The following is a 15,992-nucleotide window of genomic DNA, read 5'->3' as shown; positions in this document are numbered from 1 at the left end:
TCCTTGGACCGGAGAACGCTTTTCCGATATTGAAAACGGGGTGTACCATGCTTTTTTACTCCGTAATGCCGTGAATGGCTGTACAGTGGTTTTGAAGAAAGATGTATTCGATGTGGTTGGTTATTTCAATCCATATCATCGTTATACACATGATTATGAAATGTGGCTTCGTATATTGGTAAATGGTTTTAAAATGTATTATTTGGATGAAGTCTTAACAAAGTTCAGGATACATGAAGAATCGGGTACAAGCAGATTCCAACCTGAAATGTTAAAAGACATTATCACGATTGAAAGTCATTACCGGCCGATTCTTAAAAAAAATTTAAAGAATTTATAAGCAGACTTTTTTTATAACAAGAAATGGAGGAAATCATTATGTCTGAAGAACTTCTCGATATATTTATGCATGTCCCCAAAACAGGGGGAACGACCTTAAGTGAAATCTTGAGAAAACAATATGAAGTTAATGAAATATTCGATCATGATTCTTACGAATACAAGATAAAAAAAGTTGATCAATTAGAGGAAGAGGAAAAGAAAAAAATCAAAGCCGTAGCGGGGCATTATTATTATGGAATTCATCAGCATTTTTCAAAACCCTCCAATTACTTTACGATGTTACGTGATCCAGTAGACCGTGTTATATCCTTATATTTCTTTTTGAAAAATCAACCAGGATATGAGAGAGTTAGAGAAATGACCCTAGAGGAATTTGTATTAAGGGATCCTGAAGCCCAAAATTTACAAACCATGTTAGTAAGTGGTGATCCAGATTATCCAGATATTAAAAAAGCCAAAGAAAATCTAAAGACATTTTCAGTGGTTGGTGTCACTGAGTTGTTCAATGAAACACTTTTTTGCCTAAAAAAGGAATATGCATGGGGAGATATCCATTACACTAGAAAAAATATTACAAAAAACCGTTTGACAAAAGAGGAAGTGCCATTGGATATAATAAATTTGATTAAAAAATATAACGCAATGGATATGGAACTATATAATTTTGCTAAGGAACTTCTTTATAAAAAACTTAAATCACTTACGGTAGATGAGCAAAAGCAATTAGAAAAGTTCAAACTGGAACAGAGCGTCTTAAACTAGGTTCCTAGTTGGACTGTTCCCTATAAAATAAAAACGACAGCCGGAATGAAAAATTCCGGCTGTTTCTTATCACTATGGGTTCATTCCTAAGGATTCCAGCATTTTGATGAAATTTTGAGCGTACAAATCAGGACTAAAATGGGTTTTGACGTGTTCTAGGGCATTTGACCGTATACTTTCCCTTATGGTCTGGTTATCCATTAATTCCTTTGCCTCTTTGATTGCATTATCAATGTTTCCTAAAGAGTAAAACTTTCCTGTTTGATTATGAATGATTGAGCTTCTTACACCGTCGGAATCCGTCGTCAGCACAGGGCATCTACAACTCATTGCTTCAAGAAGTGCGTAAGGGGCTCCTTCCACTTTTGAAGTAGAACATAAAAAGCCTCCGGAATCGCCAATTTCAGAGAAAAAACCGGCCATTTCGGAATTAGGGACATTTGAGTGCAGAGTGAGCTTTGGGCTTAAATTTAATCGATTTATTAATTTATTGAATTTAATTCTTTCTTTAGGGTCACTTAACGTGGGATCTTCGAACATAAGCAATTGTATATTCGGATTATAATTGTTAATTAGTTGATAACCTATCTTGAGGAATTCGCTCCAATTTTTATTATCTTCAACCCTGCCTATCCAGGCCACTTTTCTAAAGCCATCTAATGGTACAGGTTTGTAAGAGAATTGACTTGTATCAAAACAATTATTAAAACTGAACTTTGGAAACGAAGGGTAAAGTTCATCCATTAATTGCATGATGTGAGGAGTCTTTGGGTTAAGTAATCCGTCGGCATGGGAATTGACAAGTGGGATTGCATTTGTTAATGCCTCTCTTGCAACTTTTTTCGGACCATATCCCTGAATTTCTATAATCATCTTTCCTTTATAACCCATAGACCTGAATCTAGGTAAAGTTTTGAAATCTGAAACGACAACAACAGCGGAATAATCTCCATCTTCCAATATTTTTTTGATTTCAGCATCATCGTTGGTAATAAATGTTGGGGCACTATGGTCATTCAAGAAATCCCTTCTATTTTCATAATAAAGAAAATGAGCATCGATACTGTATTTTTTCAGAGCGGCAAATCGTTGTCGATTTAATGTTTCCACTCCACCACTTGGAACATAAAAAACAAACAATATATTCATTTTTCCCCTCCTCATTAATAATGGAGCAACAGGACTCATATTTAGGCTCGACCCTACCTATCAAGGAAACAGTTACAATAGATCCTTCCATTTTGAATGGATGTGACAAATAGCCATGTAATATACGTATGACTCACTAATCGGATTTATAGCCGTTTTAATTTGTGATGACTTCATCGGGAATAGTACATTTCTTACTAGGTGTGAATAAATATAAGAATGAAAATGAATCATTATTTATAAACAGATAGTCCTGATGTTCATGAAATAAATGGTAATTATTTGAAAGGCGGTTCATAAATGTCTAAAGTGTCGATTGTTGTTCCATTTTATAATTGTCCATATATCGATAAAGCTTTGGAGAGTTTGGTCAATCAAACCTACAAAAATATTRAAATTATCGTAGTTAATGACGGTTCTACATTATATTCAGAAAAAATCGATCCGTTTCTAGATAAAATCATTTACATTAAAAAGGAAAATGGCGGTACGGCCAGTGCCTTGAATACCGGCATCGAAAAAGCGGCAGGTGACTATTTATGCTGGCTTAGTTCTGATGACATCTTTTACCCAGAAAAAACGGAAGTCCAGTTGGATATAATGAAAAGGGAGAATGCCTATTTTAGTTATACCAGTTATTACTGCATGGATGATGATGGAGAGATCATTTCTCCCATAATAGGGATATACCCGTCTAATCAACTTGAACTTTTTAAAGCAATGATCAGAGGAAACATTATTAACGGCTGCTCGGTCATGATTCACAGGAAGGTTTTCGAGCTCATCGGAGTTTTTGATGAAACGCTTCAATACACACATGATTATGATTTATGGTTGCGGATCTTGCAAAACTTCAAATTTCACTTTGTGCCTCAACCCCTATTACTTTATAGGATTCATACAGAAATGGGCTCTAAAAAACATGAAGGTAGCATCAAATTGGAAAATAGGCTTGTGGTTAATCGACATCATGCCAAAATGAAACAATTATTGGTAAATGAACTTAGGAAACAATAGATGATCATGATGGATAGTGAAGGTCCTTGTTTATAAAACAGGGGCTTCTTTAGCTTGGATATCATCACCAGACCTCGAGAGTGCCCACATTAATTTTCCAACCTCCTCTTAAGTCAATTAACATACATAAAGCTCTTTGCATATCTTATAGAAATCATTCATTTTTCCCTAATAATAGGGGATTGTCACCAATTGGAAAAAGCTTTTGTTAGCAAGACTTAATTCCGATAATCGACAATTGGACGAGCGTAATTCATTGGTAAGTTACCGAAACTTGGCAACATGTAGGTTATAAAAATAAGGGAATGCTCATGTAGGAGGAGAAAATGAGAAAGCTCATTATATTCGCGTTTATCGGATTTCTGGCTCAGCTGATCGATGGGTCATTAGGTATGGCATATGGGGTTACATCCACATCGTTGTTGCTGACATTCGGAATCGCACCGGCAGTGGCCTCGGCATCTGTTCATTTGGCAGAAGTCGTGACAACTGCGGCATCAGGCATTTCTCATTTGAAATTTGGAAATGTGGACCGCCAAGCCCTTTTTAAATTAATCATCCCAGGATCTGTTGGGGCATTTACAGGAGCGTGTTTTTTAAGTAATTTACCAGGAGATGTGATAAAACCATACATTTCAATATTTTTGCTGTTTCTTGGCGTGTATGTACTTTTTCGCTTTTTAAAAACGTCTCAGAAAATAAATGAAAAGAAATCAATTAATCTATCCAGAAAAAAATCGATAGCATTAGGTTTGATAGCCGGTTTCGCAGATGCAACCGGTGGGGGAGGCTGGGGTCCCATCACAACTCCTGTCCTATTATCCCAAAAAGGCGTTCCTGCCAGAAAAGTTGTTGGAACTGTTGACACAAGCGAGTTTGCTATTGCTGTTTCCGCAACCTTAGGGTTCCTCATTGCATTAGGTTGGCAGGAAGTCAACTGGTTTTGGGTAATCTCCCTTATGGTAGGCGGGATTATTGCTGCCCCGATTGCTGCATGGATCGTTACGAAATTGCCATCTTATTTATTGGGCGTCCTTGTTGGGGGTTTTATCATCTTGACGAATGCCAGGACGTTGATTGCCACTTGGACTAACCATGATCATTGGGCACCCTATATATATATGATTATTTTAATTGCGTGGGCAGGTTCTTTAGTCTTTGTCATCAGGAACAATAAAAAGGAGTCCCATAAAGAATAAAGGGGAGATAGTGTGAGTCAACAAGAGAATATCCATCAACATCCTTTTTCCATTACGAAAGAGCTAAGGCAAGCTCTGCACGGACATAAAAGCTATATTCTTTGGTTTACAGGGTTATCAGGGTCGGGTAAGTCTACCATCGCAAATATGGTTGAAGGAAGAATGTATGCGATGGGAATTTCGACATATATTTTAGATGGAGATAATTTACGCAATGGATTGAATGAAGACCTTGGTTTCAGCTCGGATGACCGTAAAGAGAATATAAGGAGAATCGGGGAAGTCTCCAAAATTTTTGTGGATAGCGGAATCGTTGTGTTGGCCACTTTCATTTCGCCTTATGCCAGTGACAGGGAGGAAGTAAGAAAAAAGGTACAACAAGATGAGTTTATTGAAATTTATGTAAAGTGTCCCGTCGAGGCCTGCGAAAAACGGGATCCAAAAGGATTGTACAAGAAAGCTAGAAATGGGGAAATCACTCACTTCACAGGCGTTTCGGATCCTTATGAAGAACCTGGAAATCCAGAGATTCTTATAGAAACCAATCATTACACCATTGAAGAATGCGTGCAGCAGGTCATGAAATATTTAAAGGATAATGGTCTTTAACATGTACATGTCCGAATTTGAAAAGGAGAATATGAAACAAACCAAACCAAATCTAATGATTGAGGAGTTATAAATGCAGGCACAAAGGAACATTATCGATCCACATGGCGGGAAATTGATTCAACGTGAATTATCAGTAACTGACCGTCAAGAGTATTTGGAAAAGTGTAAATCCTTATCGTCCCTGACCATCTCGAAATGGAATGTTTCCGATCTGGAAATGATTTCAAACGGCGGGTTCAGCCCGCTTGTGGGATTCATGGGAAAAGTGGATTACCGGAGCGTCATCAAAGATATGCATCTGGCAAATGGTTTACCATGGACGATACCGATCACTCTTCCTGTCACGAAGGAGGAGGCAAGTCGGCTGAACATTGGGGACGAAGTCGCTTTATACAGTGATGAAGGGGAACTTATTGGTATCATTCAGGTGGAAGAGAAGTTTGAATACGATAAGCAGGAGGAAGCCGAACTCGTATATAAAACAGCAGATCCCAACCATCCTGGGGTTAAAAAGCTGTTTGGACAAGGGGATATATATGTCGCAGGACCTATTTATTTAATAAATGGGGCATCACATGAGCCATTCGAAAAATTTCATTTGAACCCTTCCGAAACGAGAAAGATGTTCAAGGATTTAGGTTGGAATACTGTTGTTGGGTTTCAAACGAGGAACCCTGTACACCGGGCCCATGAATACCTGCAAAAAACAGCATTGGAAACTGTTGATGGACTATTATTGCATCCTCTTGTCGGTGAAACGAAAAAAGATGATATACCTGCCGATGTTCGGATGGAAAGTTATCAAGCTTTACTAAAAGGATACTACCCATTGGATAGGGTATTGCTTGCCATATACCCAGCGGCAATGCGCTATGCAGGGCCAAGGGAAGCAGTATTTCATGCAATTGTTCGTAAGAATTATGGGTGCACACATTTTATTGTCGGCCGAGATCATGCAGGTGTAGGCGACTATTATGGCACATATGATGCCCAAGAAATCTTTAGCCAGTTTGACCCCCTGAAAATAGGCATAAAACCCCTGTTCTTTGAACATAGCTTTTTCTGCAAAAAATGCTTGAACATGGCTTCCATGAAAACCTGTCCCCATAAAGATGAAGACAGGTTTATATTAAGTGGGACCAAAGTCAGGGAAATGCTTCGAAAGGGGCTTATCCCGCCACTTGAGTTTACGCGTCCTGAGGTGGCTGAGGTACTTATTAGAGGCATGAAGAGAAATGAAGCTGAGTAAGCTATTATAAACGCCTTTAGAGATTATACAATAGTTACTCGCTTCTTGGATAGGATCCGGAATAAGGCAATGAAAGTGCAAAGCATACCATTCCATTATTCCTGTTAACATCATTCCTATAAAAATGGCTCTCACTTCAGTTTGGATTGCCAAAATTTAGGGTTTGGGTTATTCTTTATTAAAATAACGGAGCAGGATGGTTTAAGAACAGTTTTTGACGATTCGTAGGTATTAAGTGAATATATCGAATTGGAGGAGGGTAAATGAAAGCAATTGTATACACAAAGTATGGTCCCCCCCACGTTCTTCAACTGAAAGAGGTAGAAAAACCTACTCCTAAAGATAATGAAATACTGGTAAAAGTAAAAGCGACAACGGTAACAATGGGGGATATTCGGTCACGTAGCTTTAAAGTTCCTCTCTCTGTTTGGCTGCCTGCTCGGATCATAATTGGTTTAAGACGTCCAAAAAAATCCATATTAGGCTTGGAGTTATCTGGGGAAGTTGAGTCAGTAGGTAAGGATGTCAAGCTGTTTAAAGCAGGTGACCATGTATTTGCAGCTTCCCAAGTGGGTTTTGGTGCTTATGCCGAGTATAAGTGTCTGCCTGAAGACGGATCAGTAGCCATTAAGCCCAATAATTTATCATTTGAGGAAGCCGCAGCCATTCCAATAGGGGCACGTACAGCATTGTTTTATCTTAGAAAAGCTAACATAGAAAGTGGTCAAAAGGTTCTTGTTTATGGTGCTTCAGGAAGTGTCGGAAGTTATGCAGTTCAGATTGCCAAGTATCTCGGAGCAAGAGTTACAGGGGTTTGCAGTACCACAAATTTAGAATTGGTAAAATCTCTGGGAGCAGATAAAGTAATCGACTACACTAAAGAAGATTTATCCAGAATGGATGAGACCTATGATGTTATATTTGAAGCGGTAGATAAGAGTTCGTTTTCAGCTTGTATGAAATCGCTGAAAAAGGACGGAACTTATCTAAATGTCACTGTACCGTTACCAGGTGTTCGAATGCTATGGACTAAATTGACAAGCGGCAAGAAGCTAATATTGAGTCAGAATTCACCTGAAACCCCCGAAGCTCTAAACTTACTTAAAGAACTTGTTGAAGCGGGGAAGTTAAAAGTGGTCATTGACAGATATTATGCGTTTGAAGAGATAGTTGAAGCCCATAGATATGTCGAGAAAGGACACAAGAAGGGAAATGTCGTAATAACTGTGGAACATAACAGCAAATCCTAATTATGGCAGAGGATATTCAATTACTGTATTCATTGAATGTCTATATATCATGTAATCTGGATTGGGAAACTATGTCAAGCCCTCATAAAGCTAAAGGGTGCGTTCTTATTATAGGGTTAGCCGGTTTTTATACTGGATGACCTTTTTTTGAATGGAAGTCTGATATTTCAGTAGCTAGGGTAGTACGTACGGGTTTGCGCTACAAATTTATGGAGAACTAAAGGTAGTTGATCGAAATTAATCGGCCATGAAAAAAATGGGGATGCACAAAAATTCATGCATATCTAAGTAGGCAATGCGAAGGGACGTGTATAGAAAGTAATTTCAAGGGCCTGGGGCGGTTATTTATATAAATGTTCATAAACAAATAAAGATGGTTTTTCTCAAGGATTTATCCAAGTTTAAACTAATTTGAATGGCTAAGAGGAATCTAGTTTTAAGGAGTGGAGAAATGTTTCCTATATTACGAACTGAACGGTTGGTCTTGAGAGAATTGGTCGAAGGTGATGCATTGGATATATTAAAATGTTTTTCCAATCCAGATGTATTACGGTATTATGGTCAAACTCCATTAACAAATACAGATCAGGTGAAGCAAATTATTAGGAATTTTTCAAAGAATTTCGATGAAAAACGTGGGATTAAATGGGGAATTGAATTGAAAGGGAAGGATGGCATTATAGGAACAATTGGATTTCAAGAGTGGTCTCATGAACATAAGAGAGCAGAACTGAGCTATGCACTTTTCCCAAGTGATTGGGGTAACGGTTATGCAACAGAAGCTGCCAGTGAGGTGATTTCTTATGGTTTTAAAGAGCTTGACCTAACGCGTATTGGAGCAATTGTTTTTATTGAAAATAAAGCATCCAATAAGTTGTTGGCAAATTTAGGTTTCAAAAAGGAAGGGATATTGAGAAATTATATGTACCAAAATGATGTTTCATTTGATACTAATCTATACTCTTTAATAACAGTAAAACCTTAATGAAATAACAAATTCCTATTAAACTAACGCATCCGTTAACTAAAAATCGGAGCTGTCTTAAGGCACCTTTTTCTTTATGGACAAACGGGACTGGCTAATTGAATATGACTAAAGATTCGTTTGCCTTAAATTAAAGAAAATGTTATTAAAGGGAAATGCACAAATTGTTCACGAATAATAAAGTTTTTTTAAAAATAATATAGTCATTTAAAAATAAAAAAGTCGTTTAAATAGATGGTATGAAATGAAAGTTTCATATGTCGTAAAGTATAATGAAAATAAGAATATTTTGATATTCATATAGTTAAGAAATGGGCAGAATAGGAGTGGATAAAGATATTGGATAGATTGAAAAATGCATTTCTATCTAAGGAATTAACTTGTACTAATTGTGGTAGAAAAATCAAAGAAGGTGAACGTTTTACTGCTATTGTAACAATGCCTTCTGAAAAAGATATGTTAGTATCACGATTAGATAATGCAATCGCAAGAACTGCTGATAGTGTATTGTGTGAAGAATGTAAATAAGGGCGCAATTTTAAAAGATTTGTTCTCCGAAAATTAAACAAGTTTATTATTTCTTAAAATCAAAGATCTATAGAAATATTCACTTTTTAAATAGCTTTAATAACTATCTATCAGCGTAATGGATAGATGGTTTTTGTATTTCTAAGAATAGAATTGAACAACTTTATTATCAATACACACAAATGTATATTTCTTGCAAAATAAAAATGGGGATTTTGCATTAATAGCAAAATCCCTTTCTTAATATAGTAATAGAATTTGTAGTTCAAGATTTTTACGCGTTAAACTGTTCCACAGATGTTTCTAAGTCATTAGCGAGCTTTACCATCGAAGAGGTTGAGAAGGAGATGTCCTCCATGGATTTTGCTTGTTGATCTGTTGATTGTGCCACTTGTTTTGAAGCCACTGCAGTTTCCCTTGTTAACTCTGCAAAAACTTCTATCGAAGCATTGATTTCTTGAGAACTTGCTGCCATTTGTTCTATAATGGCGGATATTTCCTGTATTTGATCACTTACATGCTCAAAAGAGCTCATCGTCTGTTTAAAAGTTTCTCTTGTATTCAGGACAAATCTTGTCCCTTCCTCTACCTCTTTAGTTCCAGTTTCCATCATTTTCACTGATTCATTTATGATGGATTTAAAATTAAGTAGGGACTCTTGTATATTGATAGCAGATTCCTTGGTGCCTACTGCCAATTTCCGTACCTCGTTCGATACGACCGCAAACCCTTTACCCTGTTCACCGGCTCTAGCAGCTTCAATAGCCGCATTTAGTGATAGCAGGTTTGTTTGCTCTGCTATTCCAGTAATTAAATGTACAATATTCACAATCTCGTTTGCTTGTTCGTCCAACTTTTTTATTTCTGAACTTGTTTGCAGCATCACATCTTTTACTAGTAGAATTTGATTTGAAAGTTCATTTATATCTTTATTTCCAATGGACATTCTAGTCGAAACATGATTTGTTTGTTCGCTGACTTCTGACGAAGCTTCGGCAATTCTTTGTATTCCTATGGTCATTTCCTCGATGATTCTTCACTTCTGTGCAATTGTACTTCTGCAGCTCCTGCAACTTGTTGAATGCCTTTAACGATATTTTGTGTGGAAGTATCCATTTCTTTGATTTTGTGTTCGATATCACTTGATGACTCCAATAGCTGGAATGATGAGCTTTTCATGGAGTTGACGATCATACATGTATTGGTAATCATTTCTTCAAAGCATTTCACTAAAATCTTGATTTCGTCGTTTCCCTTTACCCTAGTGTTGCTAATCAGTTTATTGGCTGTTAATAAATTTCCATTTGAAATTTCCTTTGCAGCCATACTGACTTTGAGAAGTGGGCTTAACTTTCTAGTCAAGAACCATATTAAGGCACCCACTACAATTGCCATTAAGATTACATTGATAATTATGGTTAGAGGAAGGATGTCACCCAGAACCTTGCTGGTTGTGGCATCGACTTTGCCGGCATCAATATCTACCCCTAATATTCCAATGACCTCGTCACCTTTCTTTATGGGAACAAAAACGGATAAATAGTCACCATAATCAGAATCATGGACGATGGAAGTGGTAGATACCTTTCCCTTCATTACGCTTTCTACATCCTGATATGAAGTTGCGGTTGTGGGGCTTAAAATGGGAGATGCTTTTTTAGCTCTCTTACCCATTCCATCTATAAGAATATGGACTTTTTCGCTATTTTCGTTAATCCCCAATGTATATACATATAATGCTCCAGTTTTTTGTCTATAATCGTTTAACTGTTCGCGTATCTCCCAATATGTAGAAGTTTCGGATTGATTACTTAAAAAATTAACATAAGATGTTGGATTTATTCCTTGAGTGATGYTGCTTGCTAAGTCTAAGCTGCTCATAGCAATTGTTTTCTCAACCGTATCATTTGTATTTTTATACATCAATAGTAAACTTCCAATTAAGGTAATGACCATACCTATTAAAAGAACAAAGCCTATTTTCGTACTGAGTTTATTCATCTTTGTTTTTTCCTTCCCCGTGATGTATTAACCTTGTTTTATATATCGGTAATATATTTAATGAGACCTTTTTAAAATCTTCGGGTGTCCTTTAGTCTTTAAACTGTTGGTAAGAGAGGTTCATTATGAAAAGATCTCAATATTAATAATGAATGGTAATTTTTCAAAAGAGAAAGTAAGAAATAAACCTTTAAAAATGGAATATATCTTTTGAAGGTAGTGGACGGGTTAATAAACTTAATAACAAGGAAAAAAATTAAACAGTCAATACCACTTTGATAAAGCTCAAGTTCAAATAAGAAAAATAATTTCTTATAGACAGATTTTTCATCTGGAAATACCAAATTCCCGACTAAAAGTTAATTTAAAAGAGTAAGGGAATGTATTTTTAAGAAAACCTGGTTTTGTATGATTTTCAATCCTATAAATATCCTAATATAGAAAAAAAAAAATTTTCTTTTCCGTTCTCATCTATAAATCTTGACTGGAAGGATGAAATTATTACATGTTGTACCTCTAAATATTAATAAGTGAAATAGAGGATTTGTTAAATTGTTATAAAATTCAAAAAATTGTTTGACATTAGTGAAAATGGAAGCTTATAATCAACGTAAGATTTCAAATTCAAAAACCGGGTTTTATATTATAGAACAAATTAACCCTTCATTTTATTAAAAGTAATCGTTTAACGTCATGAATCAACTTGAAAACCGTAATTAGAGGTAAAGTGTTTTCCTTACTCCGGATAAAACAAAAACGGAGTTTTATAATATAAAACGATTTAATTTTGCTTATACAAGGGTGAGGAGAAGTTATTAACATCAGCCATAAATGATAACGCTTACAAAAAACTTTGGGGAGGGTTTTTATTGAAAAAAAGAAAGCTTTTTGCATTCTCCACAAGCTTAACTCTAGCTATGGCATTCCTTTTATCAGGATGTGGTGGAGGCGAGGGAGAAAAAACCAGTGGATCTGGAGTTGAAAAGAAAACGATTAAAGTGGCACATTATTTTGCCGAAAATCATCCTCAAAATATTGCCTTGAAAGAAAAATTCAAAAAAATGGTTGAAAAGGAGAGTAATGGTGAACTAGAGGTTCGGATTTATGCGAACAGTACATTAGGTGCAGAAAAAGAATTTTATGACGGAGTCAGAAATGGAACGATCGAAATGGGTGTTCCAGGACTAATTATGCAGTCGGACATTCCTAAAATGGGTGTTCCGGAATGGCCCTTCCTATTTAGGGATTATGATCATGTAAAGAAGGTATTGAATGGACCTATCGGAGAGGAACTGACAGAAGAGCTTGATCCAAAACATGGAGTGACACCGCTTGCTTGGAGTGCAAACGGATTTAGGATGTTTTCGAGTAATCGTCCAATTAAGAGCATGAAAGATTTTGACGGGCTCCGACTGAGAATGCCGAACATCCCGAATTACATAAAATTAGGTGAATCATTGGGAGCGAACGTTAGCCCATTACCCATTTCAGAAGTTTTTACCGCACTTGAACAAAAGGTGGTTGATGCTCAAGATAATCCCATTGCCACGCTGAGATCCTCGGGGTGGAATGAAGTTCAAAGTGATGTATTAGAATCCAAGCATATGTTCAGCCCCAATATTTACATTATCAATAGCAAATTCTATAAAGGGCTAACAAAGGAGCAACAAAAAATCATTCAAAAAGCAGCAAAAGAGTCGGCAGCATATGAGTTTGAATTGATGGAAAAAAGTTATGAAGATGACAAAGCATATCTTAAGGATAATGGAATCAAATTCACTACGCCTGACGAAGACTTTTCAGAAAAAATGTTAAAAGCATCCCAACCTGTTTATGATGACGTCTTTAAGGAAAATGACTGGGCGGAGGAGCTCGTCGGAAAAATAAAAGCAGAATGAAGCAGGCGCTCTAGATTAGGAAGGGGGAGATGTATAGGTGAATAAAATATCCAAAATCTTGGAAAATTCGTTGAACATTATTATGGCATCTGCTTTAGCAATAATGGTCGTACTCGTGTTTGGTAATGTGATCCTTCGTTATTTCTTTAATTCAGGGATTACTTGGTCAGAAGAAATGTCAAGGTATCTCTTTATATGGTTGACGTTCCTCGGCGCCATCGGAGCTTTCAAAAACAAAGAACACTTAGGTGTCGACATGGTCATTAAACGGCTTCCGAATAAAATGAAAAAAGTGGTACTTGTTATTAGTGATTTGATGATGTTATTCGTTCTTCTCTTAATCCTGGATGGAAGCTGGAAAATGACTATGATAAACATTGATAGTGCTGCACCGGCCACTGGAATGCCACTGGCTTTTGTATATGGGACAGGTATTCTTGTAAGTATTTCAATGGGCAGTATGATCATTTTCAATTTGTTTCGGATTTTCTTCAATAAAATTAAAGACGAAGAATTGGTGATGATAAGTGAGTCAGAAGAGCTAATTTCCCTCCATGCTGATGAATTTGAGTCAGATATTAGGATAGTTAAGGAGGAGAAGCAGGGATGATAGGTGTATTTGTCGGATCTTTACTGGGAGCCATGGGACTTGGAATACCTATTGCATTTGCCTTACTTGTTAGTAGCGTAGTCCTTATGTTCTTTCTTGGTATTTTTGATAGTCAAATTATTGCACAAAACCTAATCAGTGGTGCGGATAACTTCCCTCTAATGGCCATACCATTCTTTATGCTGGCAGGAGAGGCGATGAATCGGGGCGGTTTATCACGGCGTATCGTTGAGATGGCAATGAAATTGGTGGGTCATATCAAGGGAGGCCTTGGTTATGTTGCGATCATTGCCAGTGTGTTGTTTGCGAGTTTATCAGGATCTGCTGTTGCCGATACGGCAGCGCTTGGGGCTATATTAATTCCAATGATGGTGAAGTCCGGTTATGATGTGAACCGGTCAAGTGGGTTGATTGCATCAGGTGGTATCATTGCCCCGATCATTCCGCCAAGTATTGGTTTTATCATTTTCGGGGTCGCAAGCGGTGTGTCCATTACAAAGCTGTTCATGGCAGGAATCGTTCCAGGTATTTTACTGGCGGTTGGACTTACGGTTACCTGGGCCATTGTTGCACGAAAAGATAAAGTCGCCGTTAACCCCCGAGCTTCAGCAAAAGAAATACTTACTTCTCTTCGCCAAGGCATTTGGGCTCTATTCCTGCCCGTCATTATCATTGGTGGATTGAAATTCGGTTTATTTACACCGACTGAAGCAGCAGTGGTGGCTGCAGTCTATGCAATATTTGTTGGTCTTGTAATCTATCGCGAAATGAAAGTGAAAGATTTGTATGAGGTTCTTGTTCATGCAGGAAAAATGACGAGTGTTGTCATGTTTCTGGTTGCTGCAGCACTCGTGTCATCCTGGCTGATAACCGTAGCCGATTTACCTGGTCAGGTAATTGGATTGCTGGAGCCATTTATGGATCATCCATTGCTTCTATTAATAATGATAAACCTATTGGTTATCGTAGTTGGAACTGCTATGGATATGACGCCGACAATCCTTATTCTAACACCTGTCTTGATGCCATTGGTGGTCGCTGCAGGTATTGATCCAGTTTACTTTGGTGTCCTGTTTATCCTGAATAACGCCATCGGTTTACTTACACCACCTGTCGGAACCGTTTTAAATGTCATGTGCGGCATAAGTAAGATCAGTATGGAAGAAATCATGAAGGGGATTTGGCCTTTCTTGCTCGTGGAAGTGATTGTATTGATCTTGTTGATTTTGTTTCCTTCATTGGTGCTGGTTCCTCTAGGATGGTTTACCTCCTAACGGAATTAAACAAGTATTAGGGTGTGTATGTTGGTATTCATCTTATTTTATAGGAGGAAAATGATAATGAATAATTTGTTTAAACGTTTGGCGGTCGGAGTTTTACTGCCAGCAGTACTGTTATTAAGTGCTTGCGGAAGCGGACAAAATGAAAGCGCTTCAGCTGACGGTATCCAGAAAAGAACAATCAAAGCAGGGATCGGAAATAGTAAAATGCATCCACAAGGAAAAGGAATGGAGAAATTTAAAGAACTGGTTGAAGAAAAAAGCGGGGGGAAAATGAAAGTCCAAAACTTTTTTGATGCCACCCTCGGAGATGATCAGAAAATGACTGAAGCTCTTCAAGGTGGCTTACAGGAAGTAACTGTTCCTTCAACCTCACCACTTGTTGGTATGATTAAGGAATTTGGAATTTATGACTTCCCATTTGTCTTTAATAATGAAGAAGAAGCTTATACAGTACTTGATGGTGCAGTAGGCAAAAAACTTTTGGATAAATTACGGGAACATGATTTAGTAGGTTTGGGATACTGGGAAAATGGTTTCCGAAACATAACCAACAGCAAACACTCTGTTAAAACGGCTGACGATTTCAAAGGGCTTAAACTTCGTACCATGCAAAATGAAGTGCATTTAGATGCATTTTCAAAGTTAGGGGCGAATCCATCGCCGATGGCTTTCTCAGAAGTATTTACTGCACTGGAAACAGGCACAGTTGATGGGCAGGAGAACCCTCTCGCAACCATTCAAACGCAAAAATATAATGAAGTGCAAGAATACTTAAGTCTTACAAATCATGTTTATACACCATTTGTATTCCTTGTAAGCAAAAAGTTCTGGGATGACCTATCAGAACAAGAGCAAAAAATCATGAGTGAAGCTGCACAAGAGGCTGGAAAGTACCAACGGGAAGTTAACCAAAAAGAAAATGAAAAAGCACTTAAGTATCTAAAAAAAGAAGGAATGAAAATCAATGAAGTAGAGCCGGAAGAAAAGGAAAAAATGAAGAAAATCATCCAACCAGTGACGGACGAATATGCTCAAAAATTCGGGCCGGATCTTGTAGAGGAAATGATGAGCGAAGTTGAAAAAGTACGCGGTAAATAATCCAGACTG

At 37.3% G+C, this 15,992-nt stretch carries 15 protein-coding genes and 1 pseudogene; 13 read left to right on the top strand and 3 right to left on the bottom strand.

The window, feature by feature from the left end; translation table 11 throughout:
- Nucleotides 1-340: pseudogene (locus AC1DVK_RS17490) on the top strand (glycosyl transferase); the annotation flags it as partial.
- A 38-nt stretch (nucleotides 341-378) separates the two neighbouring features.
- On the top strand, nucleotides 379-1,104 hold the full coding sequence (locus AC1DVK_RS17485) for a sulfotransferase family 2 domain-containing protein (RefSeq protein WP_477627007.1): 726 nt from the start codon (nucleotides 379-381) through the stop codon (nucleotides 1,102-1,104).
- Nucleotides 1,105-1,176: 72 nt separating this feature from the next.
- Here AC1DVK_RS17485 and AC1DVK_RS17480 read toward each other — a convergent pair whose 3' ends face one another.
- A complete protein-coding gene (locus AC1DVK_RS17480; RefSeq protein ID WP_477627006.1) occupies nucleotides 1,177-2,253 on the bottom strand; it encodes a glycosyltransferase family 4 protein in 1,077 nt (358 codons plus the stop codon).
- A gap of 300 nt (nucleotides 2,254-2,553) precedes the next feature.
- Here AC1DVK_RS17480 and AC1DVK_RS17475 point away from each other — a divergent pair, with 300 nt between their 5' ends.
- From AC1DVK_RS17475 to AC1DVK_RS17445, 7 genes are all read left to right on the top strand, one after another.
- Nucleotides 2,554-3,270 (top strand): glycosyltransferase family 2 protein, encoded by a 717-nt coding sequence (locus AC1DVK_RS17475; protein WP_477627005.1) that lies wholly within the window; start codon nucleotides 2,554-2,556, stop codon nucleotides 3,268-3,270.
- Nucleotides 3,271-3,596: 326 nt separating this feature from the next.
- A complete protein-coding gene (locus AC1DVK_RS17470; protein WP_477627004.1) occupies nucleotides 3,597-4,469 on the top strand; it encodes a sulfite exporter TauE/SafE family protein in 873 nt (290 codons plus the stop codon).
- Between the two features lie 12 nt (nucleotides 4,470-4,481).
- Entirely contained in the window at nucleotides 4,482-5,078 is a 597-nt protein-coding gene (cysC, locus tag AC1DVK_RS17465) for an adenylyl-sulfate kinase (protein WP_410862548.1), read from the top strand.
- A 73-nt stretch (nucleotides 5,079-5,151) separates the two neighbouring features.
- Nucleotides 5,152-6,330 (top strand): sulfate adenylyltransferase, encoded by a 1,179-nt coding sequence (gene sat / locus AC1DVK_RS17460; protein WP_477627003.1) that lies wholly within the window; start codon nucleotides 5,152-5,154, stop codon nucleotides 6,328-6,330.
- A 263-nt stretch (nucleotides 6,331-6,593) separates the two neighbouring features.
- On the top strand, nucleotides 6,594-7,580 hold the full coding sequence (locus AC1DVK_RS17455) for an NAD(P)-dependent alcohol dehydrogenase (RefSeq protein ID WP_061463440.1): 987 nt from the start codon (nucleotides 6,594-6,596) through the stop codon (nucleotides 7,578-7,580).
- 451 nt (nucleotides 7,581-8,031) lie between these two features.
- Entirely contained in the window at nucleotides 8,032-8,565 is a 534-nt protein-coding gene (locus AC1DVK_RS17450; protein WP_477627002.1) for a GNAT family N-acetyltransferase, read from the top strand.
- A gap of 339 nt (nucleotides 8,566-8,904) precedes the next feature.
- The gene (locus tag AC1DVK_RS17445; protein ID WP_477627001.1) at nucleotides 8,905-9,093 is read left to right on the top strand and encodes a hypothetical protein; all 189 of its coding nucleotides are present in this window, start codon (nucleotides 8,905-8,907) and stop codon (nucleotides 9,091-9,093) included.
- A 274-nt stretch (nucleotides 9,094-9,367) separates the two neighbouring features.
- On the opposite strand, the gene AC1DVK_RS17440 is transcribed toward AC1DVK_RS17445, so the two are convergent.
- Nucleotides 9,368-10,114, bottom strand: a complete 747-nt coding sequence (locus tag AC1DVK_RS17440; protein ID WP_477627000.1) for a methyl-accepting chemotaxis protein — start codon at nucleotides 10,112-10,114, stop codon at nucleotides 9,368-9,370.
- The gene (locus tag AC1DVK_RS17435) at nucleotides 10,111-11,094 is read right to left on the bottom strand and encodes a methyl-accepting chemotaxis protein (RefSeq protein WP_477626999.1); all 984 of its coding nucleotides are present in this window, start codon (nucleotides 11,092-11,094) and stop codon (nucleotides 10,111-10,113) included. The genes AC1DVK_RS17440 and AC1DVK_RS17435 overlap by 4 nt, the downstream gene beginning before the upstream one ends.
- 869 nt (nucleotides 11,095-11,963) lie before the next feature.
- Between AC1DVK_RS17435 and AC1DVK_RS17430 the strand changes: the two genes are divergently transcribed.
- From AC1DVK_RS17430 to AC1DVK_RS17415, 4 genes are read left to right on the top strand one after another with little or no spacing between them, the layout of a single operon-like run.
- Nucleotides 11,964-12,992 (top strand): TRAP transporter substrate-binding protein, encoded by a 1,029-nt coding sequence (locus tag AC1DVK_RS17430; protein WP_410862540.1) that lies wholly within the window; start codon nucleotides 11,964-11,966, stop codon nucleotides 12,990-12,992.
- Nucleotides 12,993-13,029: 37 nt separating this feature from the next.
- The gene (locus AC1DVK_RS17425) at nucleotides 13,030-13,602 is read left to right on the top strand and encodes a TRAP transporter small permease (protein ID WP_477626998.1); all 573 of its coding nucleotides are present in this window, start codon (nucleotides 13,030-13,032) and stop codon (nucleotides 13,600-13,602) included.
- Nucleotides 13,599-14,876 (top strand): TRAP transporter large permease subunit, encoded by a 1,278-nt coding sequence (locus AC1DVK_RS17420; RefSeq protein WP_477626997.1) that lies wholly within the window; start codon nucleotides 13,599-13,601, stop codon nucleotides 14,874-14,876. The genes AC1DVK_RS17425 and AC1DVK_RS17420 overlap by 4 nt, the downstream gene beginning before the upstream one ends.
- Nucleotides 14,877-14,936: 60 nt before the next feature.
- Entirely contained in the window at nucleotides 14,937-15,983 is a 1,047-nt protein-coding gene (locus AC1DVK_RS17415; RefSeq protein WP_477626996.1) for a TRAP transporter substrate-binding protein, read from the top strand.
- The last annotated feature ends 9 nt before the right edge of the window (nucleotides 15,984-15,992 follow it).

The sequence above is a fragment of the Peribacillus sp. P4_B1 genome (assembly GCF_056402395.1).
This window is presented reverse-complemented; position numbering and strand designations above follow the sequence as displayed.